The 24614-nt window shown below is 70.7% G+C and carries 23 protein-coding genes and 1 tRNA gene; 13 read left to right on the top strand and 11 right to left on the bottom strand.

What is annotated here, in order from left to right; genetic code table 11:
- The first annotated feature begins 29 nt into the window (after positions 1 to 29).
- The 3 genes from KVT45_RS24235 (at position 30) to KVT45_RS24225 (ending at position 4581) form a co-directional block, all read left to right on the top strand.
- Complete coding sequence (locus tag KVT45_RS24235; RefSeq protein WP_217550777.1) at positions 30 to 971, top strand: Ppx/GppA phosphatase family protein; 942 nt, start codon at positions 30 to 32, stop codon at positions 969 to 971.
- A 690-nt stretch (positions 972 to 1661) separates the two neighbouring features.
- Entirely contained in the window at positions 1662 to 3041 is a 1380-nt protein-coding gene (locus KVT45_RS24230) for an NAD(P)/FAD-dependent oxidoreductase (protein WP_089102266.1), read from the top strand.
- Between the two features lie 253 nt (positions 3042 to 3294).
- A complete protein-coding gene (locus tag KVT45_RS24225; protein WP_217550775.1) occupies positions 3295 to 4581 on the top strand; it encodes a cyclopropane-fatty-acyl-phospholipid synthase family protein in 1287 nt (428 codons plus the stop codon).
- A 55-nt stretch (positions 4582 to 4636) separates the two neighbouring features.
- Here KVT45_RS24225 and KVT45_RS24220 read toward each other — a convergent pair whose 3' ends face one another.
- Positions 4637 to 7165, bottom strand: coding sequence for an ABC transporter permease (locus KVT45_RS24220; RefSeq protein WP_217550773.1), 2529 nt, complete (start codon positions 7163 to 7165; stop codon positions 4637 to 4639).
- Entirely contained in the window at positions 7165 to 7938 is a 774-nt protein-coding gene (locus KVT45_RS24215; protein ID WP_217550771.1) for an ABC transporter ATP-binding protein, read from the bottom strand. The genes KVT45_RS24220 and KVT45_RS24215 overlap by 1 nt, the downstream gene beginning before the upstream one ends.
- Before the next feature lie 411 nt (positions 7939 to 8349).
- Between KVT45_RS24215 and KVT45_RS24210 the strand changes: the two genes are divergently transcribed.
- A tRNA-Leu gene (locus KVT45_RS24210) sits at positions 8350 to 8432 on the top strand.
- Between the two features lie 30 nt (positions 8433 to 8462).
- Here the strand turns inward: KVT45_RS24210 and KVT45_RS24205 are convergent.
- Positions 8463 to 8723 (bottom strand): hypothetical protein, encoded by a 261-nt coding sequence (locus KVT45_RS24205; protein WP_150134604.1) that lies wholly within the window; start codon positions 8721 to 8723, stop codon positions 8463 to 8465.
- A gap of 143 nt (positions 8724 to 8866) precedes the next feature.
- Positions 8867 to 9286, bottom strand: a complete 420-nt coding sequence (locus KVT45_RS24200; protein WP_089102270.1) for a helix-turn-helix transcriptional regulator — start codon at positions 9284 to 9286, stop codon at positions 8867 to 8869.
- Positions 9287 to 9516: 230 nt separating this feature from the next.
- Between KVT45_RS24200 and KVT45_RS24195 the strand changes: the two genes are divergently transcribed.
- The 6 genes from KVT45_RS24195 to KVT45_RS24170 all read left to right on the top strand — a co-directional run bounded on the left by KVT45_RS24195 (position 9517) and on the right by KVT45_RS24170 (position 15179).
- Positions 9517 to 9732 carry a hypothetical protein gene (locus KVT45_RS24195; RefSeq protein ID WP_150134605.1) on the top strand — a complete coding sequence of 72 codons (216 nt, stop codon included), beginning with the start codon at positions 9517 to 9519 and terminating at the stop codon, positions 9730 to 9732.
- 75 nt (positions 9733 to 9807) lie between these two features.
- Positions 9808 to 10026 carry a hypothetical protein gene (locus KVT45_RS24190; RefSeq protein ID WP_189268007.1) on the top strand — a complete coding sequence of 73 codons (219 nt, stop codon included), beginning with the start codon at positions 9808 to 9810 and terminating at the stop codon, positions 10024 to 10026.
- Between the two features lie 101 nt (positions 10027 to 10127).
- Positions 10128 to 12035 carry a hypothetical protein gene (locus KVT45_RS24185; protein WP_217550769.1) on the top strand — a complete coding sequence of 636 codons (1908 nt, stop codon included), beginning with the start codon at positions 10128 to 10130 and terminating at the stop codon, positions 12033 to 12035.
- Positions 12036 to 12087: 52 nt separating this feature from the next.
- Positions 12088 to 12762 (top strand): hypothetical protein, encoded by a 675-nt coding sequence (locus KVT45_RS24180; protein WP_217550767.1) that lies wholly within the window; start codon positions 12088 to 12090, stop codon positions 12760 to 12762.
- A gap of 182 nt (positions 12763 to 12944) precedes the next feature.
- Positions 12945 to 14123: a 4-hydroxybenzoate 3-monooxygenase gene (locus tag KVT45_RS24175; protein WP_217550765.1), complete on the top strand. Its 1179-nt coding sequence runs from the start codon at positions 12945 to 12947 to the stop codon at positions 14121 to 14123.
- Positions 14124 to 14318: 195 nt separating this feature from the next.
- Positions 14319 to 15179, top strand: coding sequence for a Bax inhibitor-1/YccA family protein (locus KVT45_RS24170; RefSeq protein ID WP_217550763.1), 861 nt, complete (start codon positions 14319 to 14321; stop codon positions 15177 to 15179).
- 84 nt (positions 15180 to 15263) lie between these two features.
- Here the strand turns inward: KVT45_RS24170 and KVT45_RS24165 are convergent, their stop codons facing one another.
- Positions 15264 to 15494 (bottom strand): DUF4287 domain-containing protein, encoded by a 231-nt coding sequence (locus tag KVT45_RS24165; protein WP_217550761.1) that lies wholly within the window; start codon positions 15492 to 15494, stop codon positions 15264 to 15266.
- 118 nt (positions 15495 to 15612) lie between these two features.
- Here KVT45_RS24165 and KVT45_RS24160 point away from each other — a divergent pair, with 118 nt between their 5' ends.
- Complete coding sequence (locus KVT45_RS24160) at positions 15613 to 15924, top strand: hypothetical protein (RefSeq protein ID WP_217550760.1); 312 nt, start codon at positions 15613 to 15615, stop codon at positions 15922 to 15924.
- Positions 15925 to 16075: 151 nt separating this feature from the next.
- Here the strand turns inward: KVT45_RS24160 and KVT45_RS24155 are convergent, their stop codons facing one another.
- The 3 genes from KVT45_RS24155 to KVT45_RS24145 form a co-directional block, all read right to left on the bottom strand.
- Positions 16076 to 16858 carry a hypothetical protein gene (locus KVT45_RS24155; RefSeq protein WP_217550758.1) on the bottom strand — a complete coding sequence of 261 codons (783 nt, stop codon included), beginning with the start codon at positions 16856 to 16858 and terminating at the stop codon, positions 16076 to 16078.
- A 272-nt stretch (positions 16859 to 17130) separates the two neighbouring features.
- Complete coding sequence (locus KVT45_RS24150; RefSeq protein ID WP_217550757.1) at positions 17131 to 18351, bottom strand: acetyl-CoA C-acetyltransferase; 1221 nt, start codon at positions 18349 to 18351, stop codon at positions 17131 to 17133.
- Positions 18352 to 18730: 379 nt separating this feature from the next.
- Positions 18731 to 19789, bottom strand: a complete 1059-nt coding sequence (locus tag KVT45_RS24145; RefSeq protein WP_217550755.1) for an SGNH/GDSL hydrolase family protein — start codon at positions 19787 to 19789, stop codon at positions 18731 to 18733.
- 196 nt (positions 19790 to 19985) lie between these two features.
- On the opposite strand from KVT45_RS24145, the gene KVT45_RS24140 reads away from it, so the two are divergent.
- On the top strand, positions 19986 to 21377 hold the full coding sequence (locus KVT45_RS24140) for a cystathionine beta-synthase (RefSeq protein ID WP_217550753.1): 1392 nt from the start codon (positions 19986 to 19988) through the stop codon (positions 21375 to 21377).
- Between the two features lie 333 nt (positions 21378 to 21710).
- On the opposite strand, the gene KVT45_RS24135 is transcribed toward KVT45_RS24140, so the two are convergent.
- A complete protein-coding gene (locus tag KVT45_RS24135; RefSeq protein WP_217550751.1) occupies positions 21711 to 22535 on the bottom strand; it encodes a helix-turn-helix transcriptional regulator in 825 nt (274 codons plus the stop codon).
- Positions 22536 to 22681: 146 nt separating this feature from the next.
- Here KVT45_RS24135 and KVT45_RS24130 point away from each other — a divergent pair, with 146 nt between their 5' ends.
- A complete protein-coding gene (locus KVT45_RS24130) occupies positions 22682 to 23443 on the top strand; it encodes an SDR family oxidoreductase (protein WP_217550749.1) in 762 nt (253 codons plus the stop codon).
- A 29-nt stretch (positions 23444 to 23472) separates the two neighbouring features.
- Here the strand turns inward: KVT45_RS24130 and KVT45_RS24125 are convergent, their stop codons facing one another.
- Both KVT45_RS24125 and KVT45_RS24120 read right to left on the bottom strand, forming a co-directional pair.
- Positions 23473 to 23886 (bottom strand): hypothetical protein, encoded by a 414-nt coding sequence (locus tag KVT45_RS24125; protein ID WP_217550747.1) that lies wholly within the window; start codon positions 23884 to 23886, stop codon positions 23473 to 23475.
- Between the two features lie 72 nt (positions 23887 to 23958).
- Positions 23959 to 24582: a carbonic anhydrase gene (locus KVT45_RS24120; protein ID WP_217550746.1), complete on the bottom strand. Its 624-nt coding sequence runs from the start codon at positions 24580 to 24582 to the stop codon at positions 23959 to 23961.
- Positions 24583 to 24614: the final 32 nt, after the last annotated feature.

Raw genomic sequence — 24614 nt, 5'->3', positions numbered from 1 at the left:
TCGGTTGAATGAGTAAGGAACCCACCGCCATGACCCGCGTCGCCGCCATCGATTGCGGAACCAACTCCATCCGGCTGCTCGTCGCCGACGCGGACCCGGAGACCGGGGAGCTCGTCGATCTGGACCGGCGGATGGTGATCGTGCGGCTCGGGCAGGGGGTCGACCGGACCGGGCGGCTCGCGCCGGAGGCGCTGGAGCGGACCTTCGCGGCCTGCCGGGAGTACGCGGCGGTCATCAAGGAGTACGGGGCGGAGCGGCTGCGGTTCGTGGCCACGTCCGCGTCCCGTGACGCCGAGAACCGGGACGAGTTCGTGCGCGGCGTGCTCGACATCCTCGGTGTCGAACCCGAGGTCATCAGCGGTGACCAGGAGGCCGAGTTCTCCTTCACGGGGGCGACCAGGGAGCTGAGCGGCCGCGACGACCTCGCCAAGCCCTTCCTCGTCGTGGACATCGGCGGCGGTTCGACAGAGTTCGTCGTCGGGGACGAGCACGTGCGGGCCGCGCGCTCCGTGGACGTCGGCTGTGTGCGGATGACCGAGCGGCATCTCGTGCACGAGGGGCACGTCAGCGACCCGCCCACCGAGGCCGAGACGGCCTCCATGTGGGCCGACATCGAGCGCGCCCTGGACCTCGCGGAGGAGACCGTGCCGCTGCGCGAGGCGCGCACCCTGGTCGGTCTCGCCGGTTCCGTCACCACCCTCTCCGCCATCCACCAGGACCTGCCGGAGTACGACTCCGCCGCCATCCACCACTCCCGCATCCCCTACGCCCGGGTCCGGGAGATCACCGAGTGGCTGCTGCGGTCGACGCACGCCGAGCGGGCGGCCGTCCCCTCCATGCACCCCGGGCGCGTCGACGTCATCGGGGCCGGTGCCCTCGTCCTCCAGTCGATCATGGAGCGGGTGGGCGCGACGGAGGTCGTGGTGAGCGAGCACGACATCCTCGACGGGATCGCCTGGTCCATCGCCTAGGCCCTGTCGTTTGGATCATCCCGGCGTCGCGGGGCCTGGCACGCACTCCCCCAGAGGGGGTACCCCCAGCGGCGTTGTCGTCACTCGCCGACGTCCCCCAGCCTTCGGCCGGGAGGTGCCCCCACCGCGTCGCCCGCCGCGGCAGCGGCTGATCGTCTACGCCTCCTCCGCCTTGCAGCTGCACGCACCAGGCCCCGCTCGGGTCGGTCGAAAGGTGCCGCACCTCATAGCCGGCCTGATCCAGACGACAGGCCCTAGGCCTGCTCAGCGCCCTCGGCTGAGCAGGCCGGGTCTCCGGATGAGCGGTTTTCCGGTCCGTGACACGCCGTGCCACGACACCCCGTCGGAAAACTTCGTGAAGTTCTTCACAAGGAATTCGGTGCAGGTGAGGGGTCCGGTGCGGACTCTTGGGCCGTTCGGGGGCTCAACAGGCCTGAGCGCGTGCTCAGGAGAGCGTCCAGGGGGTGTTCCGGGAGGTGCTCTTGAGGGTGACATCGGGTGCCCTCACGGTGCCCCCGGAAGCCTGGAGAGGCAGCTCACGCGGCATTGACAACGGGTCGTATCGGAAGTGGGTTCCCGCTGTTGACCATGACCTGCGTCACGTGGGCGGCGGAGTGTAGCACGGGCCCTGTGGAAGCTTGTGAAGGGGCGCACGAGCGGCCCCCCTGAGGCGGGTGGATACTCGATGCCATGAGCACCACGGAGCGTCCCAGGATCCTCGTAGTAGGCGGTGGGTACGTAGGCCTGTACGCAGCTCGGCGCATTCTCAAGAAGATGCGCTACGGCGAGGCGACCGTCACGGTCGTCGACCCCCGGTCGTACATGACCTACCAGCCCTTCCTCCCCGAAGCCGCCGCCGGCAGCATCTCCCCTCGGCATGTCGTCGTCCCGTTGCGACGCGTGCTGCCGAAGGCGGAGGTCCTCACCGGCCGGGTCACCACCATCGACCAGGACCGCAAGGTCGCCACGATCGCCCCGCTGGTCGGCGAGTCGTACGAGCTGCCTTTCGACTACCTGGTGATCGCGCTCGGCGCGGTCTCCCGCACCTTCCCGATCCCCGGCCTCGCCGAGCAGGGCATCGGCATGAAGGGCATCGAGGAGTCCATCGGCCTGCGCAACCACGTCCTGGAGCAGCTGGACAAGGCCGACTCCACGACCGACGAGGAGATCCGCCGCAAGGCGCTCACCTTCGTCTTCATCGGCGGTGGCTTCGCGGGCGCGGAGACCATCGGCGAGGTCGAGGACATGGCCCGCGATGCGGCCAAGTACTACAAGAACGTCTCCCGCGAGGACATGCGTTTCGTCCTCGTCGACGCCGCCGACAAGATCCTGCCCGAGGTCGGCCCCAAGCTCGGCCTGTACGGCAAGGAGCACCTGGAGAGCCGCGGCGTGGAGATCTACCTCTCCACGTCCATGGACTCCTGCGTCGACGGGCACGTGGTGCTCAAGAACGGCCTTGAGGTCGACTCCAACACGATCGTGTGGACGGCGGGTGTGAAGCCGAACCCGGCGCTCGCCCGCTTCGGTCTGCCGCTCGGCCCGCGCGGCCACGTGGACACCGCTCCGACCCTCCAGGTGCAGGGCACCGACTACATCTGGGCCGCGGGCGACAACGCCCAGGTGCCGGACGTCGCCGCCCGCAAGGCCGGTGTGGAGAACGCCTGGTGCCCGCCGAACGCGCAGCACGCGCTGCGTCAGGCCAAGGTCCTCGGCGACAACGTGGTCTCCGGCATGCGGGGCTTCCCGCAGAAGGAGTACAGCCACGCCAACAAGGGCGCGGTCGCCGGTCTGGGTCTGCACAAGGGCGTCGCGATGATCGTCCTGGGCAAGACGAAGATCAAGGTCAAGGGCCGTCTGGCCTGGTACATGCACCGCGGCTACCACGGTCTGGCCATGCCGACCTGGAACCGCAAGATCCGCATCTTCGCCGACTGGACCCTCGGCATGTTCCTCAAGCGCGAGGTCGTGTCCCTGGGTGCCATGGAGAACCCCCGCGAGGAGTTCTACGAGGCCGCCAAGCCGGCGCCGGTCGCCGCCCCGAAGGCCGAGGAGAAGGCCAAGGCCTCCTGACCCCGGTCACCGGTCGCTGAACCATCCGAAGGACCTCCCGCCATCCGTGGTGCGGGAGGTCCTTCGGCGTTCTCGGGCGCGGGGGCAACAGAGCGGCAACAGGCGGGCAGTAGAACTGGGAGCAGTGCCGGGCAGTGCGTGGTGCATACAACGGTTTTGCCCAGTCGTAACTCCTTTGCGGGACTGCGCCGCTGCCCTCACGGTGTTTACGTGGTAACCGGCATCCGGGATAGACGTCTTGGAGGTGTGCGCCATGGCCGACGCCGCGTCGCGGCTGAGGAGTGTTGCCGAGCAGGTACTGGGAGTTCCGCTCCCGGTGCGGCTGCGGGCCTGGGACGGATCCCAGGCCGGACCGCCGGACGCGCCGACGATCGTCGTGCGCAACCGCCGCGCCCTGCGCCGCATCTTGTTCAAGCCGGGCGAACTGGGCGTGGCCCGCGCCTGGGTCGCCGGCGACCTGGACATCGAGGGCGACCTCTACGGCGCCCTCGCCGCGATGTCCGGTCTGATCTGGGAGCGCGGGGAGGACGGCCGTACGGTCCTCCAGGCCCTGCGCGACCCCACCGTTCGGGCCGGCGTGGGCGAGCTGCTGAAGCTCGCCGGGCCGCCCGTTCCGCCCGCCCCGCCCCGCGAGGAGGTGCGCAGACGGAGTCACCTGCACACCCGCCGCAGCGACAAGCAGGCCATCAGCCACCACTACGACGTGGGGAACGACTTCTACGAGCTCGTCCTCGGGCCGTCGATGGTGTACTCGTGCGCCTATTGGGAGGACGGCGGGAGCCTGCAGACCGCCCAGCGCGACAAGCTCGAACTCGTCTGCGCCAAGCTCGGCCTGACCCCCGGTCAGCGGCTGCTCGACGTCGGCTGCGGCTGGGGCTCCATGGCGATCCACGCGGCCCGGGAGCACGGCGTGAGCGTCGTCGGGGTCACCCTCTCCCAGGAGCAGGCCACGTACGCCCGTAAACGAGTCGCCGACGAGGGTCTGACGGACCGGGTGGAGATCAGGGTCCAGGACTACCGGGACGTCAGGGACGGGCCGTACGACGCGATCTCGTCGATCGGGATGGCGGAGCACGTGGGGGCCGACCGGTACCTGGAGTACGCGCGGGAACTGTACGGGCTCCTGAAGCCCGGCGGGCGGCTGCTCAACCACCAGATCGCGCGGCGGCCGCAGCACGACGAGTCGGCCTACAACGTCGACGAGTTCATCGACGCCTACGTCTTCCCGGACGGCGAGCTCGCCCCGATCGGCACCACCGTCACCCAGCTGGAGCGGGCCGGGTTCGAGGTGCGGGACGTGGAGTCGATCCGCGAGCACTACGCCCGCACCCTGCGCCAGTGGGTGGTCAACCTGGAGGCCGAGTGGCCGCGGGCCATGCGGCTGACCAGCCCCGGCCGGGCCCGCGTCTGGCGGCTGTACATGGCCGCCTCCGCCCTCGCCTTCGAACACAACCGCATCGGCGTCAACCAGGTGCTGGCCGTCCGGACCCCGGAGTCGGGTGCCTCCGGGCTGCCGCTGCGCACGCGTACCTGGAACTGACGGCACCGCAAAGGGGCCCCACAGCGGGCGTGGGGCCCCTTTGCCGTACGTACCGTTACTCGGACTTGATCGCCGCCAGCACGTTCAGCCGCGCCGCGCGGCGGGCCGGCCACAGGGCCGCCAGGACGCCGACCGTGGCGGCCAGGAGGAGGAAGACCGCCATCCGGGTCCAGGGCAGCACCAGTTCGTACGTCGGCATCTTCGCGCCGACCAGCTGACCGGCCGCCCAGCCGAAGAACACGCCCAGGCCGATGCCCAGCACCCCGCCGAAGAGGGAGATGACCAGGGACTCCAGGCGGACCATCCGCTTGACCGCCTTGCGGTCCAGGCCGATCGCGCGGAGCATGCCGATCTCCTGGGAGCGTTCGAACACCGACATGGCCAGGGTGTTGATGACCCCGAGGACCGCGACGATCACCGCCATCGCGAGCAGGCCGTAGACCATGTTCAGGATCAGCGTGAACGCCTGCGCGATGGAGTCCGACAGGTCCTGCTTGTCCTGGACCTTGATCGCCGGGTTGGAGCCGAGGGCCTTCTCCAGCTTGTCCTTGGTCGCGCTCGACGCGCCGTCCGCCGTCCTGACCATGACCTGCATGTCGGCGGGGTCGGTCTGGTGCGGGGTGAGGACGGCGTTGTCGAGCATGATCCCGCGGATGAGCTGGTTGCCCTCGTAGACCGCGGCGACCGTCAGCCGCTGCGCCTTCCCGTCCTCGTAGTGCACGGTGAAGCCGGAACCGGCCTTCCAGCCGTGCGACTTGGCCGTGTCGTCGTCGACGACGACGTCCGAGCCGCCGACCTTGAAGGTGCCGCTGTCCACCGTGAGGTCGGTCAGCTTGCCGATCGCCGAGCCGTTGACGCCGGTCAGGAACTCGGTGTCGCCGTCGATCCGGGAGGCCGCGTTGCTCAGCGGGCTGGAGGCGGTGACGCCGTCGGTGGCCGCGACCTTCTTGGCGACGTCGGGGGAGAGGGCGTTGCCGTTGGCCATCGAGACCACGTAGTCCGCGCGGATCGCCGCGCTCGCCATCTTGTCGATGGACTTCTGCAGGCTGCCCGCCATCACCGTCATACCGGTGATCAGGGTCAGGCCGATCATCAGCGCGGACGCGGTGGCGGCGGTACGGCGCGGGTTGCGTACCGAGTTCTGGCGGGCGAGCTTGCCGGAGACGCCGAACCCGCGCAGCAGCGGGGCCGCGGCCGCGATCAGCGGGCGGGAGAGCAGCGGGGTGAGGACGAAGACGCCGATGATGAGCAGGACCGCGCCGAGGCCCATCGGCGCCTGGCCGTCGCTGCCGCTCATCGTGGTCGCCGCCAGGATCACCGTCACGCCCGCCGCCGAGAACAGCGCGCCGATCGTGTTGCGCAGCACCAGCGACTTGGTGGTCGGGGCGGAGTGCAGGGCGCTCATCGCGGCGACCGGCGGGATCTTCGCGGCCCGGCGGCCGGGCAGCCAGGCGGCCAGCATGGTGATGACGACGCCGACGGCGAGCGCGGCCGCGACCGTGCCGGGGGTGACGACCAGCGGGCCGTCCGGGACGGTCGCGCCGATCGAGCCCAGCAGCGAGCGCAGTCCGGCGCCGATGCCGATACCGGCGACCAGACCGGTCACGCCGGCCACCGTGCCGACCACGAACGCCTCGATCAGCACCGAGCGGGTGACCTGGCGGCGGGAGGCGCCCACCGCCCGCAGCAGCGCGAGCTCCTTGGTGCGCTGGGCGACCAGCATGGTGAAGGTGTTGGCGATGATGAACGTGCCGACGAACAGGGCGATGCCGGCGAAGACCAGCAGGCCCGAGCGCAGGCCGCTCATGCTGCTGGAGATGGCCTTCGCCTGGTCGTCGGCGAGCTTCCGGCCGGTGGTGGTCTCGACGAGCTTCTTCGGAAGGGCCTGGTCCAGCTGGGACTTGAGGGCGGCCTGCCCGGTGCCCGCCTTCGCGGTCACGTCGATCTCGTCGTACGCGCCCTTCTTGCCGAACAGCTGCTGTGCGGTCGCCGTGTCGAAGAGGGCGAGGCTGCCGCCCGCCGCCACGTTGCCGTCGTCGGTGGTGAAGATGCCGGCGACGGTGGGGGTGAGGACCGGGCCGTCGACGGAGATGCGCACGGTGTCGCCGACCTTGTAACCGGCCCGCTCGGCGGTCCTGGAGTCGATCAGCACCTCGTTCTTCCCGCTCGGCGCGTGGCCGCTGACCAGCGGGTAGCGGGTGTCCTTGGCGCCCCAGTAGTTGCCGCCCTCGGACTGCCAGCCGCCGCCGATCAGCTTGCCGTCCTTGTCGGCGATCGCGGTGAAGCCGGAGACGACACCGGTGGCGGAGGCGGCCCCGGGGACCTTCGCCGCCTTGTCGAGCAGGGCCTGGGTGAGGTCGGGCGTCTTGCCGAGCGTGTCGCCCTTGGAGTCCTGGGACTTGGCCTGGACGGCCACGTCGACGCCCTCGAAGCCCTTGGCGGAGCTGTTCTGGAAGGCGTCCGAGATGGTGTTGGTGAAGACCAGGGTGCCGGAGACGAACGCGACGCCGAGCATGACGGCGAGCACGGTCATCAGCAGCCGGGCCTTGTGCGCGAGTACGTTGCGCAGGGCGGTGCGGAACATCAGCTGGTACGGCCCTTCGCGTCGAACTGCTTCATGAAGTCCAGCACGCCCTCGGCCGTCGGCCGGTACATCTCGTCGACGATCCGGCCGTCCGCGAGGAAGACGACGCGGTCGGCGTACGAGGCCGCCACCGGGTCGTGGGTGACCATGACGACGGTCTGGCCGAGCTCCCGCACCGAGTTGCGCAGGAAGCCCAGCACCTCGGCGCCGGAGCGGGAGTCGAGGTTTCCGGTCGGCTCGTCGCCGAAGATGATCTCCGGCCGGGAGGCGAGGGCGCGGGCCACGGCGACGCGCTGCTGCTGGCCGCCGGAGAGCTGCGAGGGACGGTGGCCGAGCCGGTCCTTCAGCCCGACCATCTGGATCACGGACTCCAGCCACTGCTTGTCCGGCTTGCGGCCCGCGATGTCCATCGGGAGGGTGATGTTCTCCAGGGCGGTCAGCGTCGGCAGCAGGTTGAACGCCTGGAAGATGAACCCGATCTTGTCCCGGCGCAGCTTGGTCAGCTGCTTGTCCTTCAGGGAGCCCAGTTCGGTGTCGCCGATCCGCACGGAACCGGAGGAGAAGGTGTCGAGGCCGGCCACGCAGTGCATCAGCGTGGACTTGCCAGAGCCGGACGGCCCCATGATCGCGGTGAACTCGGCCTGCTGGAACTCGACGGTGACCCGGTCCAGGGCGACCACCTGGGTCTCGCCCTGGCCGTAGATCTTCGAGAGGTCCGTGGCACGTGCGGCCACGGAAGTGGTCCGCCGGTCGGCGATGGGTGTGGTGGACACGGAAGGGTGCTCCTGTCGGGACGACGGCTTCATGGGGACCGCACCATCGTCTCGGCCGTACGGGCCCGTGTAGTCAGCCGCAGTTCCGGTTCCGGGGGCGACTCGGGGCGGACCACGGGGGTGCCGAGTCATACCTGGGGATGACGGCGGACCCTGAGGCCGGCGATCCGGAATCACAGACTCCCGTTCGTCGAGAACGGGTGGAGCCCCCTTGTTCGGACGGTGAAATTCCGTCATTCCGTGTACGCGCTCACCCACCGCGCGTAACGCTATTGGCAAGTGCGGATGGCTCGTTCCGGGGGCTGATGCTCCCTCAGACGTCAATAAAATAAGACAACATCGGGTCGTCCGTCCGCTGTTCGGGGGACGCCTCCCGATAGGGTCGGAACCTCGTAGCGGAGCCCATGGCCTGCCCGGATGGTGGAATGCAGACACGGCGAGCTTAAACCTCGCTGCCCCTCGCGGGCGTACCGGTTCAAGTCCGGTTCCGGGCACTTCCCGCGTCTTTCGCGGGCGGCGTCGACTCACCCCTCGTAGACGGTCAGCACCGCCCCGTCGGCCTCGATGCGGCGGCCCGCGCGCATGCCGTTGCGGCGCAGGGTGCGCAGGCACTCCTCGAAGAGGGCGAGTTCGCCCGGGTCCAGGATGGCGGCGGCCAGGTCCAGGAGCTCGGTGACCGAGGCGTCGGTCAGCACCTCGGGCAGTTCCCCGGACAGCAGGACGACGGACTCGCCGTCGGGTTTCCGGACCACGGCCGTCGCCGGTCCGCCGTGCACGAACAACACATGTCCCCCTGAGAGCCCGTGGTCGTGCGGCTCTCGCGTCCCGGGCAGATCGAGAGACTAGCCCTGGATCTTCACGGTTTCGTGCGGAGTCGGATTCTTTTTCCGACTTGACGGAAGAACACCCGGGAGTGTTACGGCCGCGGTCACTTCTCCTCGGCGGACCGGGACGGCCCGGCGGGGCGGGAGGAACGGTCCAGCAGGGACTCGACGAGCGCGGTGACATGCCGGCGGTCGTCGGCCGACAGCTGCTGGACACTCGCGATGAGCAGCGCGACCTCGGGGTCGGCGGCGGCGGTGCCGTTCGGATCCGCGGCCGGCGAGGTGTCGTACACGTGGATCCCGCAGGCCTCGGCGGCGGCGCGGCGCACCGCCTCCAGCGGGAGTTCCAGCCCCTTGGCCAGGCCCTCCAGGGTGGTTGCCTGGGGCATCCGGACCACGCGGTCGGTGGTGGCCAGATGGTGCACGGTGGAGCGGGGGATGCCGCCGCGCCGCGCCACGTCGCCGTAGGACCAGCCCTTGCGGTCGAGGTGCTCACGGATCAACTGCTGCAGTGCGTTGGCCACTGACCGTCACTTCCTGCTCGCCACCTGCGGAGTCCGCCATGTCGCGGCCGATTCTACGGGCGGGTCCGCGATAGGCCGAGAGGGTGATTTTCCGAAGGGGTTGCGCGACGGGTTCCCGAGGGCCTAGTGTCCAATCTCGTTGGACAGCTTGTCCGACCAGATTGGACAGAGTCCGGGGGGAACCTGACTCGTTCCGATCGGAAATGTCTATCCCTGAGGGGGAAAAGATCATGATGGACGCCCATGAGCTCGAGGCCGAGTCCGCGGAGCTGCTGCCGGGTCGTGAGGCCCTGGGCCGGCTGAAGTTCGGCTTCGGCAAGACGGTCAACGTCACCAAGCACGTCGCGAACATCAGCGCCCACAACGAGTCCGCCGCGCTGAACGACCACTCGTCGTGGTCGGTGGCCGACTCCGGCGCCGGTCAGACCATCAGCGTCACCCAGTAACACCGCCCTGGCGCACGGCGCCGGCACCGAGATCGACCTCAACCTCATCGCACACGAAACGAAGGGACATCCGTCATGAGCATGGACATGAACGAGCTGGAGAACGAGTCCGCCGAGCTGCTGCCGGGCCGTGAGGCCCTCGGCCGCCTGAAGTTCAGCTTCGGCAAGACGGTCAACGTCACCAAGCACATCGCGAACATCGACGCGTCCAACCAGTCCGCCGCGCTGAACGACCACTCCGCCTGGTCGTCCGCCGAGTCGTCGGCCGCGCAGACGATCAGCGTCACCCAGTAGTCCCCAGGGGCGCCACCGCCGTCGCCCCGGCGGTGGCGCCCCCGGCCGTCGGGGGGGAAACACCGGGCGGAACACCATGGGGACTCGGGGGGAGACCACATATGACGGTGCTCGGAGACGGGGCCGCCGCACTGTACGACACGGGCCCGGTGCCCGGACCCGGCGGCTGGCCGGTGACCTACGAGCAGGTGGCGACGGGCAACCTGCCGGTCGTCGACCAGTCGTCGCCGGCCCCGAGGCTGAGCGCGGGGCTGCGGCTGCACGGTGAGTACCAGGGGTCGGGTTTCACCGAGCCCAAGTACATCGCCCGTCGGGGGGACGGGCAGGTCGTGCAGCTGTCCAGGCTGCTGTACCTGGTGGCGTCGTCGGTCGACGGCGTCCGCGATGCCGAGGCCATCGCCCACCGGGTCAGCGCCCGCTTCGGTCGCGAGGTCAGCGGTGAGAACATCCGCTTCCTCGTCGAGAAGAAGCTGGAACCGCTGGGTGTGACGGTCCCGGAGGGCCAGGAGGACGACGAGGTCGACGCCCCGCGCTCCGACCTGCTGCTCGCCCTCAAGGGCCACCGGGTCATCTTCAACGAACGGCGTACGGCGAAGATCGCACGTTCGCTGGCGTGGCTGCACCGGCCGGCCGCGGTCGCGCTGGTGCTGGGCTCGGCCGTCGCCATGGACGTCTGGCTGTTCGGGTTCTTCGGGGCGATCGAGCCCGTCCTGGAGGTGCTCGACCAGCCGGTCCTGATCCTCGTCGTCTTCGTGCTCACCGTGGCCTCCCTCGTCTTCCACGAGTTCGGACACGCCTCCGCGTGCAGATACGGCGGAGCCCGCCCCGGCTGCATCGGGTGCGGGCTCTTCCTCATCTGGCCCTCGATGTACACCGACGTCACCGACGTCTACCGGATCGGGCGGGCCGGCCGGCTCCGCACCGACCTGGGCGGCGTCTACTTCAACGTCGTCTTCATGCTGGCCATGGCCGGCGCCTACTTCGCCACCGGGGCACAGTTCTTCCTGGCCGCGGTGTATCTCGGGCACTTCGAGATCATGGAACAGCTGATGCCGGCCGTACGGCTGGACGGCTACTACATCCTCGGCGACCTGGCCGGGGTCCCGGACCTGTACGGCAAGATCAAACCGATCCTGCTGGGCCTGGTACCGGGGCCGAGGGGGGACCGGGCCCGCCAGGAGGTGGCCGGGCTGAAGAAGTCGGCGCGGGCCATCGTCGCCACCTGGGTGCTCACGATGGTCCCGCTGATCATCGGCGAACTCGGGTACGCGCTGTGGAACCTGCCGCGGATCCTCACCACGATGATCCGCTCGCTGACCGAGCAACTCGTGGGCACCGGCTCGGCGTTCGTGGACGGGAAGATAGTCGAGGGCCTGGTCGGGACGATCGGCTGCGTGATGCTGCTGTGCCCGATGGCCGGTGTCGTCTATCTGTCCGTGAAGATCGGCGGACGCATCATCCGGGCCGCGAAGCGTTCCACGGCGGGCCGCCCCCGGCTGCGGCTGGCCATCTGCGCCCTCGCCCTCGCCGGGCTCACCGGGCTCAGCTACGCCTGGGTGTCCGGGGTGACCCCGAAGCCGCTGCCCAAGCAGCCGCCGATCGCACCGATCCTCCAGCCGGGGGTGTCGACCGAGGAACCGCCGCCCGCGCGGCGGGCCTCGACCCCGGACGGGCCGAAGGACTCCGGTGCCCCCTCGGACACCGTGTCCGGTGCGCCGGCCGCCTCGGCCGGGGCGAGCGCCGTGCCCTCGGCCGGGGCGACGTCGCCCGGCGCGTCCGCCTCGGCGTCGCCCTCCGCCTCGGTGCCGGGCAGCCCCGGGCAGGGCGCCACCACATCGCAGGCGCCGACCAGCGCGGGACCGGTCACCGAACCGGTGTCCTCGCCGCCGGCGAGCGTGCCGGAGTCCCTGACGCCCACCCCGTCGGAGAGCGTCCCGGTGTCTCCGACACCCAGCCCGTCCCCGCCGCCGGCCAGCGACCCGCCGAGCCCGGCTCCGGCCACGTCCTGACGGGCGGCAGCCAACCACTTACCGCAGCAGCACCGGAGCACAGGAGCACTCCATGAGCAGTCACCGAAAAACCCGTACCACCCCAGGTCCGCTCACCCGACGGGCCGTCCGGATCGGCCTGTTCGCCGCCGGGGTCGCCGGGGCGGCCACCGCCGTACCCGCGCAGGCGGCCACCGCCGCCCCGCACGCCGCGGTCGTCTCCGACCACGTCTTCAGCCACGCCGACCGCGGGCACCACACCCAGGCCAGGGACTCCTTCACGGTCCGCCAGTTCGGCACGGTGAACGCCACCGCCGTACGCAACCAGGCCAACGCCGTCTCGGCCGGCTGCTCGGCGGACGACCACTGCCGCTCGGTGGCCCTCTCCTTCCAGATCGTCACGGTCGCCGGGGAGCACACCCACCTGAACGCCGTGAACCTCAGCGACGCCGCCAACAAGGAGTGCACGGGCTGTCAGACCCTCGCCGGGGCCTACCAGTTCGTGGTCTCCACGCCGACCGCGCTGCGCTTCGACGACGCCACCCGCGGCAAGCTCGCCGACATCCACCACCGGCTCGACGAGCTGACCCGCTCCACCCTGCCCGCCGACGAGCTGCGCTCGAAGGCCGACGGGCTCGCCGCCGAGGTCACCGCCGTCCTGCACGACGCGGTCGCGAACGCCCCGAAGGGCGACCCGCAGAAGGACGTCACCCTCCACCGCCACCTGGACGGCTGGCCGGGCCACTGACCCGTCCGACCATCCCGTACACCGGCCGCCGGGCCCGCGACCGCCTCCCGCGGGCCCGGCGGCCTGCCGCGTGCGCCGCGTCGACATCGGGTGTGTCCATTGACATGGGATATGAGCGGACGGAGACTCAAGGGACCAAAGTGAAGGAAATTTCACCAGACGAACATCGAAGGGAGCGACCGATGCGCACCACCGTCGGCATCATCGGAGCCGGACCCGCCGGGCTCCTCCTCGCGCGGCTGCTGCACAACGCGGGCATCGACTCGGTCGTCCTGGAGAGCCGCGACCGCTCCTACGTCGAGCACCGCCAGCGCGCCGGGATCCTGGAGCAGGGCACGGTGGACGTGCTGCGCGCGGCCGGCGCCGGGGAGCGCATGGACCGCGAGGGCCTGCGCCACGACGGCATCGAGCTCCGCTTCGACCGGCAGCGCCACCGCGTCGACTTCCCCGGCCTCACCGGCGGCCGGTCCGTGACGGTCTACGCCCAGACCGAGGTCTGCAAGGACCTCATCGCCCTCCAGCTCAAGGAGGGCGGCCCGCTGCTCTTCGAGGCGGAGGCGCTGGCGGTCGAGGACGCCGAGAGCGGGCGGCCGCGCATCCGGTTCCGGCACGAGGGCCGCGAGGATGCCCTGGAGTGCGAGTACGTCGTCGGCTGCGACGGCTTCTGGGGCGTCGCCCGCGACGCGTTCCCCGAGTCCCTCTCCCGGGTTTTCGAACGCACCTACCCCTACGCCTGGCTGGGCATCCTCGCCGACGTCGCCCCCTCCCACGACGAACTGGTCTACGCCCGCCACGACCGGGGCTTCGCCCTCCTCTCCATGCGCTCCCCGTCCGTCTCCCGCCTCTACCTGCAGGTCCCGGCCGGCACGGACGCCGAGGAGTGGACCGACGAGGCGATCTGGGACGAGCTGGAGCGGCGCTTCGAGACCGACGACGACTGGCGACTGGAGCGCGGCCCGATCACCCAGAAGTCGGTCACACCCATGCGGTCGTACGTCCATGAACCCATGCGGCACGGCCGGCTCTTCCTCGCCGGGGACGCCGCCCACATCGTGCCGCCGACCGGAGCCAAGGGGCTGAACCTCGCCGTCGGCGACGTCGTCACCTTCGCCCGCGCCCTGCTCCACGAGCGGGAGACGGGCTCGCCGGAGCTGCTCGACGCCTACTCGGCGACCTGCCTGCGCCGGATCTGGCAGGCCGAGCGGTTCTCGTACGACATGACGAGCATGCTCCACCCCGGCTCCGGCGACAGTCCCTTCGACGCCCGGCTCCAGCTGGCCAGGCTCGGCCGGATCGCCTCCTCCCGGGCCGCCGAGACCGACCTCGCGGAGGCCTACACCGGCTTCCCCCTGGACGCCTGAGGGATCTCCGGCCGATTCCGGTCATGTTCCGGCTTCGTCATGGAATGAAGCCCTCCATGGCCGGGAATCAGGGCTCCGCGTAGCGTGTTGCGCAGCACGGTGAGGGAAAGATCCTCCGCAGGTAGTAGGGTCAATCTTTTGCCAATCCATTACTCTTGACGCCAAGGCCCCGCACGGTGGCCATGGAGGAGTGAAATGAGGAGCAGCAACCCGGTCTTCTCGCGACGGGGGTTCAGCCGCGACAACGGCTACGCGGGCTTCAACACCGCGCCGCAGGCCGGGTACGCACAGGGCAACCCGTACGCGCAGAACCCGTACGCGAACAATCCCTACGCCCAGCAGGACCTCCAGCAGGGCGCCCCGCCGCAGGCCCCGGCCACCACCGGCCGGATGACCATGGACGACGTCATCTCGCGCTCCGCGATGACGCTCGGCACGGTCGCCGTCGGCGCGGTCCTCGCCTGGGCCCTGCTGCCGGTCTCGACCACCAGCTACGGCCTGGCCATCGGCTCCGCGATCATCGCCTTCGTCCTGGCCATGATCCAGAGCTTCAAGCGGACCCCGGTGCCCGCGCTGATCCTGGGGTACGCCGCCTTCGAGGGCGTCTTCCTCGGCGTCATCAGCGAGATGTACAACAGCCAGTGGAGCGGCGCCCCCTTCCAGGCGGTGCTCGGCACCATGGCGGTCTCGGCCGCGACCCTGCTGGTCTACCGGGCCGGCTGGATCCGCGTCACCGCCCGCTACGCCCGCATCGGCATGGCCATCGCCATCGCCTTCGTGCTGGTCATGGCGGTCAACCTGCTGCTGGTCGCGTTCGGCGTCGCCGAGAACGGCGGACTGCGCAGCTTCGGCCCGCTCGGCGCGATCGTGGGCATCATCGCGATCCTGCTCGGCGCGTTCTTCCTGACCCTCGACTTCAAGCAGATCGAGGACGGCATCGCCTACGGCGCCCCGAAGAACGAGGCCTGGCTGGCCGCGTTCGGCCTCACCATGACGCTGGTGTGGATCTACATCGAGATGCTGCGCCTGGTGGCGATCTTCAGCAGCAACGACTAGCTCGACGGCAAGCTGTCACAAGCGAGCTGGGAAGGGCCCCGGGTCACCGCCCCGGGGCCCTTCGCCGTCTGTGTGCGTGCGCGCCTAGAGAAGTTTGCGCGCGGCCCTCCTCAGGTCGTACTCATGGATCAACGCCTTCGCGTGGCCGTACGCGAGGTTGTGCTCGTGGCGGAGCCAGCTGACCTTTTCCTCGAATCGGAAGAGGGCGGGGCCTTCGTCGACGGTGCGCAACCAGTCGGACACTTCACGACCGGTGCAGTGGGGGATGCGGGCGAGCAGATTGCGATGGGTCTCCGCGGAGAAGACTTGGGACATCGGCGCCTCCGGTGCGCAAAGGGGGTTGTAGCCGGTCCTTCACGTCACCGTGCCTGAGTGTTGGCGTGTTGGCAACAGTCGTGACAAGACAGCCGGTGGCACGCGTTACGCTCACGGCGTGGTTGATACGACGCCTCTGACCCATGCTGTGGAACACTTCGCCGACAAGCTGAGGGCGGCACCGCAGAGCCGGTTGCAGCGGAGCGCCGCCGCGGAGGCACTGGGGCTGGCGAGGGAGTTGGCCCGGTGGGCGCAGGCGGTCGAGGAGCCGGGCACCGAGAGCCGCGAGATGCCGGACGCCGGGATGTTCGCGGTGGCCGACCAAATCACTGTGGCCGGGAACGACTTGGCGGTGGTGCTGAAGAACGAGGCCGAGGTGGGGGATGCGGTGCGCTTGGTGGAAGAGGCGCAGAAGAGGGCGGGGGTCTGAGGCCGTGCGTGGTCGGGTGCGGGTGCGTGGGGGCTGGTCGCGCAGTTCCCCGCGCCCCTGACGGGGCGCACTGCAGCGCCCCTTCTTTTGCTTTTAGGGGCGCGGGGAACTGCGCGAGCGACCACGACGGCGCCGCAGCTGACTACGCACCTCAGAGCGACGCTATGACCCGGTCCGCCAGGATGTAGACGTTCTCCTCGCCGCACGCGAACGTCAGTGTGTACGCGCCGGAGATCCCCGAACCGCCCAGCAGGTACGGCGTCTCACCGGCGCTCAGGGCGGTAGCCAACCGCTCCGCCGTCTCCCGGTGCCCCGGCGTCATGCACAGGGTCGTGCCGTCGGCGAAGACGTAGACGTCCAGCGTGCCCAGCGGACCCGGGCGGACGTCGGAGAGTTCGACCTGGGACTCGGCCAGCTGCTCCAGCGTCGCGACCGTGCGCTCATGGTCGTTCACCACCGGCGACTGCACCGGTATGAAGTCCGGGTGGGACGGGTGACGCCGGCGGGCCGCGGCCAGTTCCGGAGACTCCCCGGTGAACTCGTCGGGCTCCGCCGCCGGCTCGGCGACCGGCTCAAGACCCACGAAGTCCGTCTGCCGGGGCAGGAACGGCTCGCCGTCCGCCAGACCCAGCAGCGACGGCGCGTCGGAGGCGTCACGCGCCTCCTGCGCGGCCCAGAAGGCACGCGCCTCGGCCAGCTCCCGCTCCCGCTCCTCGGCCAGCGCCTCCGCCACGGCGGCGCGTATCTCCTCGGCGGCGGCATGGCTGCGGGCCGCCGGCATGAGCGCGCGCAAGGTCGCGGCCTGGTTCTGGGCAAGCTGGGTGTGCAGCTCGGCGACCTGACGGCGCAGCTTCAGAACGGTGCGCAGGACAGCGACGCCCACGGCGCCCGTGGCGGCCGTGGTGAGCAGCAAGGCGATCGGCATGGCGCTCACTGACGTACTCCCGGTTCAAAGTCGACCCCCGACTTCCTACATCAGCTTGAAGGGTGGACTATCAAGCTGTCAGTGCGTAACGTCACGAAACGGACAGGACTTTGGCCCTGGGGTTTACCGGGACAACGGCGCTGACCTGCGGCGATATCTCCCCAGAGGGAGATAGGTCACATCCTGGGGGAGATTGGATCACAAATCGGCCCGGTGTTCGGGGTTTTCTCGAACACCGGGCCGTGGTGTCACGGTGGGTCCCGTGACGGTTACTCAGAGACTCAGCTGAGGCGCTCGATGACCATCGCCATACCCTGGCCGCCGCCGACGCACATCGTCTCCAGGCCGAACTGCTTGTCGTGGAACTGGAGGGAGTTGATGAGCGTGCCGGTGATGCGGGCGCCGGTCATGCCGAAGGGGTGGCCGACGGCGATGGCGCCGCCGTTCACGTTCAGCTTCTCCAGCGGGATGTTCAGGTCGCGGTAGGAGGGGATCACCTGGGCGGCGAACGCCTCGTTGATCTCGACCAGGTCGATGTCGTCGATGGTGAGACCGGCGCGGCTCAGGGCCTGCCTGCTCGCCTCCACCGGGCCGAGGCCCATGATCTCGGGGGAGAGGCCGGTGACGCCGGTGGACACGATCCGGGCGAGCGGGGTCAGGCCCAGCTCGCGGGCCTTGGTGTCGCTCATGATGACGACCGCGGCGGCGCCGTCGTTCAGCGGGCAGCAGTTGCCGGCCGTGACCAGGCCGTCGGGGCGGAAGACCGGCTTCAGGCCCGCGACGCCCTCCAGGGTGACGCCGGCGCGCGGACCGTCGTCCTTGCTGACGACCGTGCCGTCGGGGAGGGTGACCGGGGTGATCTCGCGCTCCCAGAAGCCGTTCTTGATGGCTTCCTCGGCGAGGTTCTGGGAGCGGACGCCGAACTCGTCCATGTCCTGGCGGGTGACGCCCTTGATGCGGGCCAGGTTCTCGGCGGTCTGGCCCATCGCGATGTACGGGTCGGGGAGCAGGTCGTCCTCGCGCGGGTCGTGCCAGGTGGAGCCGGTGGACGCGGCGGTGGCGGCGGTACGGGCCTGCGCCTCGTCGAAGATCGGGTTCGTGGTGCCCGGGAGGCCGTCGGAGCTGCCCTTGGCGTAGCGGGAGACCATCTCGACACCGGCCGAGATGAAGACGTCGCCCTCGCCGGCCTTGATGGCGTGCAGGGCCATGCGGCTGGTCTGGAGGGACGAGGAACAGTACCGGGTGATCGTGGTGCCGGGCAGGTAGTCCATGCCCATCTGTACGGCGACGATCCGGCCGAGGTTGTAGCCCTGCTCGCCGCCGGGGAGGCCGCAGCCGAGCATCAGGTCGTCGATGTCCCTCGGGTCCAGCTCGGGGACCTTGGCGAGGGCGGCCTGGATGATCGTCGCGGTGAGGTCGTCGGGGCGCAGGTCCTTCAGGGAGCCCTTGACGGCGCGGCCGATCGGGGAACGGGCGGTCGAGACGATGACGGCTTCGGGCATCTCACGGCTCCAATGAAGAAGGGGCGGCGCGCAGCGCCTCGTTGAGGGGTGGCGGCCGGGCGACGGGTGGGCGTACGAGGGTTGGCAGGGCCGCTTCGGAAGTTACCTGTACGTATGTCATCGGTCACCGGTGTCGGGGTGTGACACTGGCCGCACTTTCTAAGCGCTTGCTTGGCTGGTCTGCCGGGGGCGCGTCGTCGGGTGCGGGCGGGTGGGGGTTGCTCGCGCAGTTCCCCGCGCCCCTACGGGGCGCTGCCCAGCCGCGTCTCAGATAGCTGCGGGCAGGCGTGCCGCAGGGCGGCACGGGTGGGCGCAGCGGCACCCGGCAAGCGCCGGCAAGCGTCCCCGTCCCCGCCCCAGCTACCGGTTCCTCGCTGTCCTACTCGGTCGTACCGGCCCTCGACCTCGCCTCTTCGGAAGCCGAGTCGGGTGGGAGGGTGGGCGGTTCCACGGGCTGGCGCCGGCGGCGTTTCAGCAGGGCCCACGGTCCACGCGGACCCGTCGGCATCGCCGCCGTGACCTCCGTGCCGGCCTCGGCTGCCGCCTCCGCCGCGGCTCGGGCGACCGGCAGGAAGCCCTCGCGACGGCTGACGTCGGGGCGTTCCTCCTCCGCCGGCCAGAGTCCGAGGGCCGCGCAGACCGTGGGGAGGACCGCCATGGCCGCCGTGGCGTAGCCCTCCGCCGAGGGGTGGAAGTTGTCGGGGCCGAACAGCTCGCGGGGGTTGGCCGCGAACTCGGGGCCGAGCAGATCGCCCAGCGACACGGTGCGGCCGCCCTGCTCCACCGTCCCGATCGTCTGGGCCGCCGCCAGCTGCCGGGAGGCCCGCCGGGCCAGCCAGCGCAGCGGCTGTCGTACCGGCTCGATCGTGCCCAGGTCGGGACAGGTGCCGACCACCACCTCGGCCCCCGCCGTGCGCAGCCGGCGGACGGCAGCCGAGAGGTGACGCACCGAGCGGGTCGGCGGCATGCGGCGGGTGACGTCGTTGGCGCCGATCATGATCACGCAGACGTCGGGGACCGGCGAGGCCGTGCCCAGGACCAGCGCCACCTGGCGGTCCAGGTCATCGGACTGGGCGCCGGGCAGCGCCACGTTGGTGAGCCGGACCGGGCGTTCGGCCACGGCCGCGAGGCCCGACGCCAGCAGCGCGCCCGGCGTCTGGGCGGCCCGGTGCACGCCCTGCCCGGCCGCCGTGGAGTCGCCGAGCATCGTCAGGAGGATGGGCGGCTCACCGGAGGCGCCGTACCCGTCTCCGTACCTGCCGTCCGCGGCCGGCACCCGGCCGCCGCTGTTGCCGTTGTGCACCGCCGTCCTGGCCATCCGCACCTCGGCCAGCACCAGGCCCACCGCGGCCGCGCCGACCAGCCCGACCCCGCCGCCGCCGTACGCCGCCCCGGCCGCGATCCGCCGGGCCACCCGCGCCCTCGACATGTTCGTCATGCGTCGCCGCCACCTCCTCGTTGCCGCACATCCACTCCTTGCCCCGTACAGGGCGTCCGTCAATCTCAACGGGGAGTGAACCTCCGGAGCGGTCGCTGATCAGGACCGTTTCGTCCCGGCGGCCCGATCCGCCGGACAGGCCCTAGGCTGGCGGCACCACTAGGACCACACCTTTTGCAAGCAACCGGAGACAACGGTGCGATTCCACGACTCGATGATCAGCCTCGTCGGCAACACCCCGCTGGTGAGACTCAACAGCGTCACCCAGGGCATCCAGGCCACAGTGCTCGCCAAGGTCGAGTACTTCAACCCGGGCGGGTCCGTGAAGGACCGCATCGCGCTGCGGATGATCGAGGCCGCGGAGAAGAGCGGGGAGCTGCAGCCCGGCGGGACGATCGTCGAGCCGACCAGCGGGAACACCGGGGTGGGGCTGGCGATCGTGGCCCAGCAGAAGGGGTACAAGTGCATCTTCGTGTGCCCCGACAAGGTGAGCACCGACAAGATCAACGTGCTGCGGGCGTACGGCGCCGAGGTCGTGGTCTGCCCCACCGCCGTCGACCCGGAGCACCCGGACTCGTACTACAACGTCTCCGACCGGCTGGTCCGTGAGACGCCCGGCGCCTGGAAGCCGGACCAGTACTCCAACCCCAACAACCCCCTTTCGCACTATCACTCGACCGGCCCCGAGCTGTGGGAGCAGACGGAGGGGAAGATCACCCATTTCGTGGCGGGCGTGGGTACCGGCGGGACCATCTCCGGTACCGGGCGCTACCTGAAGGACGCCAGCGAGGGCCGGGTACAGGTCGTCGGCGCCGACCCGGAGGGCTCCGTCTACTCCGGCGGTTCCGGGCGGCCGTACCTGGTCGAGGGTGTCGGTGAGGACTTCTGGCCCACCGCCTACGACCGGACCGTCGCCGACGAGATCGTCGCCGTGTCGGACAAGGACTCCTTCCAGATGACCCGGCGGCTCGCGAAGGAGGAGGGCCTGCTGGTCGGCGGCTCCTGCGGGATGGCCGTCGTGGCCGCGCTGCGGGTGGCCGAGCGGCTGGGCCCGGACGACGTGGTCGTCGTCCTCCTCCCGGACAGCGGCCGCGGGTACCTGAGCAAGATCTTCAACGACGAGTGGATGGCCGACTACGGCTTCCTGGAGGACGAGGGCCCGAGCGCCCGCGTCGGCGACGTGCTCAGCGACAAGGCCGGGGCCACCATCCCCTCCCTCGTCCACATGCACCCGGACGAGACCGTCGGACAGGCCATCGAGGTGCTGCGCGAGTACGGCGTCTCGCAGATGCCCGTCGTCAAGCCGGGCGCCGGGCACCCGGACGTGATGGCCGCCGAGGTCGTCGGCTCGGTCGTCGAACGCGAGCTGCTCGACGCGCTGTTCAGCAAGCGGGCCTCCCTGGAGGACCCGCTGGAGAAGCACATGTGCGCCCCGCTGCCCCAGGTCGGCTCCGGCGAGCCGGTCGCGGACCTGATGACGGTGCTGGGCGCGGCCGACGCCGCGATCGTCCTCGTCGAGGGCAAGCCCACCGGAGTGGTCAGCCGGCAGGACCTGCTGGCCTTTCTCGCCAAGGGCGGCAAGCAGTAGCGAAACGTCCGGTGAACGGCCCGTGACCCGGGGGAACTTGCTGTTTCCTATCCGAGTGGTGGACTTCGCGGAAGTGGTACGAGCGTGTCACGTGCGCGCAGCACCCGCTTAACACGGGTCCGGCAGATTAGTGGGTGTCGGCAGGGCGGGAGCGGCTCCCCGCCCCGGCCGACACCGAACGTCCAAGGACCTCCGGAGCGGCTCCCGGACCTCCATGGACGCTTGGACGCGAAGCCCGGCCCTGACCCGGCTCGTGTCCCTCGCGGGGACCGCCGTCGTCCCGCCCCCCGGTAACGGGGGTGCGGCGGTCCCCGCGCATTACTTTTCCCGGCCTCAGCCGGTCGTCGCCCAGCTCCCCAGCAGCGCCAGCCGTTCCGCCGTCTCCGAGCCCGGCTCGGGGGTGTACGCCACGATCGTCTGGTCCGGGTCCGTCGGGACCGTGAGGGTCTCGTAGGGGAGGGTGAGCAGGCCCGCCACCGGGTGCTGGATGCGTTTCGTGCCGTACGCGCACTCCTTGACCTCGTGGTCCGCCCACAGCCGGCCGAAGTCCGCGCTCTTCAGAGAGAGTTCGCCGATCAGCGCGGCCATGCGGGGGTCGTCGGGGTGGCGGCCCGCGTCGATGCGCAGGTTGGCGACGGTCTGGGCGGCGACGGCGGCCCAGTCGGGGTAGAAGCCCTTCGCCATCGGGTCGAGGAAGACCTGGCGCGGGATGTTCCGCTCGGCCGGAGCCAGGGCGCTGAACCCGTTCACCGCGTCGCCGAGCGCGTTCCAGGCGAGGACGTCCATCCGGCGGCCCAGCACGAACGCGGGCGTCCGCTCCATGCCGTCCAGCAGCAGCTGTACGCCGGGCCGGACGCGGGGACGGGCCGGGCGCCCGGTGCCCTTCCGGTGCGGGCGGGCCACCGTCAGCAGATACACGTGCTCGGTCTCGTCCAGGCGCAGCACGCGGGCGATCGCGTCGAGGACCGCGTCCGAGACACTCGGCCCTCTGCCCTGCTCCAGGCGGATGTAGTAGTCGACGCTCACCCCCGCCAGCTGCGCCACCTCCTCGCGGCGCAGGCCCGGTACGCGGCGCCGGCCGTGCGAGGGCAGCCCCACCTCCTCGGGCCGGATGCGGGCACGGCGCGAGCGCAGGAAGTCTCCGAGTTCCCCGTCCATGGGTTCGATCGTAGGGGAGTCGCGTCCTCCCAACCTGGTTCTGCCAGACCCAGGAAAAGCTCAGCCCTGGGTAGGCCGCCCGGACCCGGCGAGTGTGGAGACACGCCGCCGGGGCGGTCCCGGCGGCACTGACCAGGGAGTACCTCATGTCGTACGACAACCTGTCCGGCCGTACCGCCGTCGTCACCGGCGCCGCCAGCGGGATCGGGGCGGCCGTCGCCCTGCGGCTCGCCGGGTCGGGTGCCCGGGTGGCGCTGCTCGCCCGGCGCGCGGACCGGCTGGAGACGGTCGTGGCGAAGATCCGGGCGAACGGCGGCGAGGCCCTCGCCGTCGTCGCCGACGTCACCGACGACGCGTCCGTCCAGGCCGCGGCCGACGCCGTGCACGCGGCCTACGGGAGCGTCGACCTCGTCGTCAACAACGCCGGCGTCATGCTGCCCAACCCCGTCGACGACGGCCGTATCGACGAGTGGCAGCGCATGCTCGACACCAACGTGACCGGAGTGCTGCGGGTGTTGCGGGCCTTCACCGGGGACCTGGTGGAAGCCGCGGCCGCAGGCCGTACCGCCGATCTCGTCAACGTGTCGTCCATCGGCGCGCACGTCGTCTTCCCCACCTTCGCGGTGTACGGCGCCACCAAGGCCGCCGTCACCTTCCTCTCGCAGGCCCTGCGCGCCGAGTTCGGGCCGCGTGACGTGCGGGTCACCAACGTCGAGCCGGGTCTGACGGACACCGAACTCGGCACCCACATCGAGGGCGAGGAGCTGCGCGAGCAGGTGGCCGGCATGTTCGACGGGATGGGCGCACTGGCCGCCGAGGACCTCGCCGACCTGGTCGGCTATGTGGCGAGCCGCCCCCGGCACGTCAACCTGCGGCAGGTCGTCGTCCAGCCGACCCGGCAGGTGTGAGCCGGCCCGGCCTCGGCATCGGGCCCGGGTCAGTCCTCGTGGCCGCGGTCGCCCCGCTGGAACAGGCCGGGGTTGAGACGGACGGCCTGGGTCGCGTTGACGCCGACGATGCCGATCCAGGTGACGACGACGCCCGTCATGCCGCCGAACGCGCCGCTGATCGCCGAGAGCGGGATCGCCAGCACCAGCGAGACGATCCCGAAGCCGAAGCGCTCGCCCCAGGAGTCGGTGCTCTTCGGCCTGCGGGCCCCCCGGGCCGCCTGCATCTGCTGCTCGGCCAGAACCCGGCGCATCCGGCGCTCCACCGCGGTGTCGATGCGCTGGTCGATCTTCTCCAGGAAGGAGTCGACCAGTTCCGACTCGTACTCCGGCCCCAGGTCCCTGCGGGCGTGCAGGGTGGCGGCGAGGTCCTTCTTCAGCTCGGTGTCGTGAACGTCCGTCATGACGTCCACCGTAGGGGCCGCAAGAGCCCGTCGCACTGGGGGAATCCCCCGTATCCGGCGGGGGGTCCGCCCTCAGGGCAGCAGCGACACCAGTCCGCTGCCGGCGTCGAACCGGGCCGCGACCACCGACGCCCCCGCGAACCCGGAGTCCGCCCGGATCGCGTTCCGCGCCCACACCGTCTGGGCCCGCATGGTGTGTTCGGCCCAGTCGCCGGGCAGCGCTCTGGTGCGCAGGGCGGCCGGTGCGATCTCGGCGGCGAGGAGTTCCAGGTGACCGGGGACGGGTGCGCCGGTGCGCAGCCGGGCGAGGGTGGCGGCGACGGCCCCGCAGCCCTCGTGGCCGAGGACCACGACCAGCGGGACGCGCAGTTCCTGCACGCCGTACTGGAGGGAACCGAGCACCGCCTCGTCCAGCACCTGCCCGGCCGTCCTTATGCACAGCAGGTCGCCGAGGCCCTGGTCGAAGACCAGTTCCGGGGCGGCTTCGGAGTCGACGCAGCCGAGCACCACCGCGAACGGGTGCGGTGCGGCGGCCCGGCCGCGGCGGGAGCGGCCGGTGGCGTACCGCCGGTTGCCCTGGAGCAGTTCGTCGAGGGCCGCGCTCGCCGAGGCGGGCACGACGGCCGCCGACGAGAGGGCGACGGATGGTGCGCCGACGGCGGTGGCCGTCGGAAGAGCCCTGGGGTTCGAGGCCATGACGCTTCCTCAGGTGCTGGCGCTGATGGTTA

It is taken from the genome of Streptomyces sp. GbtcB6 (genome assembly GCF_019091475.1).
Classification (GTDB): Bacteria; Actinomycetota; Actinomycetes; order Streptomycetales; family Streptomycetaceae; genus Streptomyces; species Streptomyces hyaluromycini.
This window is presented reverse-complemented; position numbering and strand designations above follow the sequence as displayed.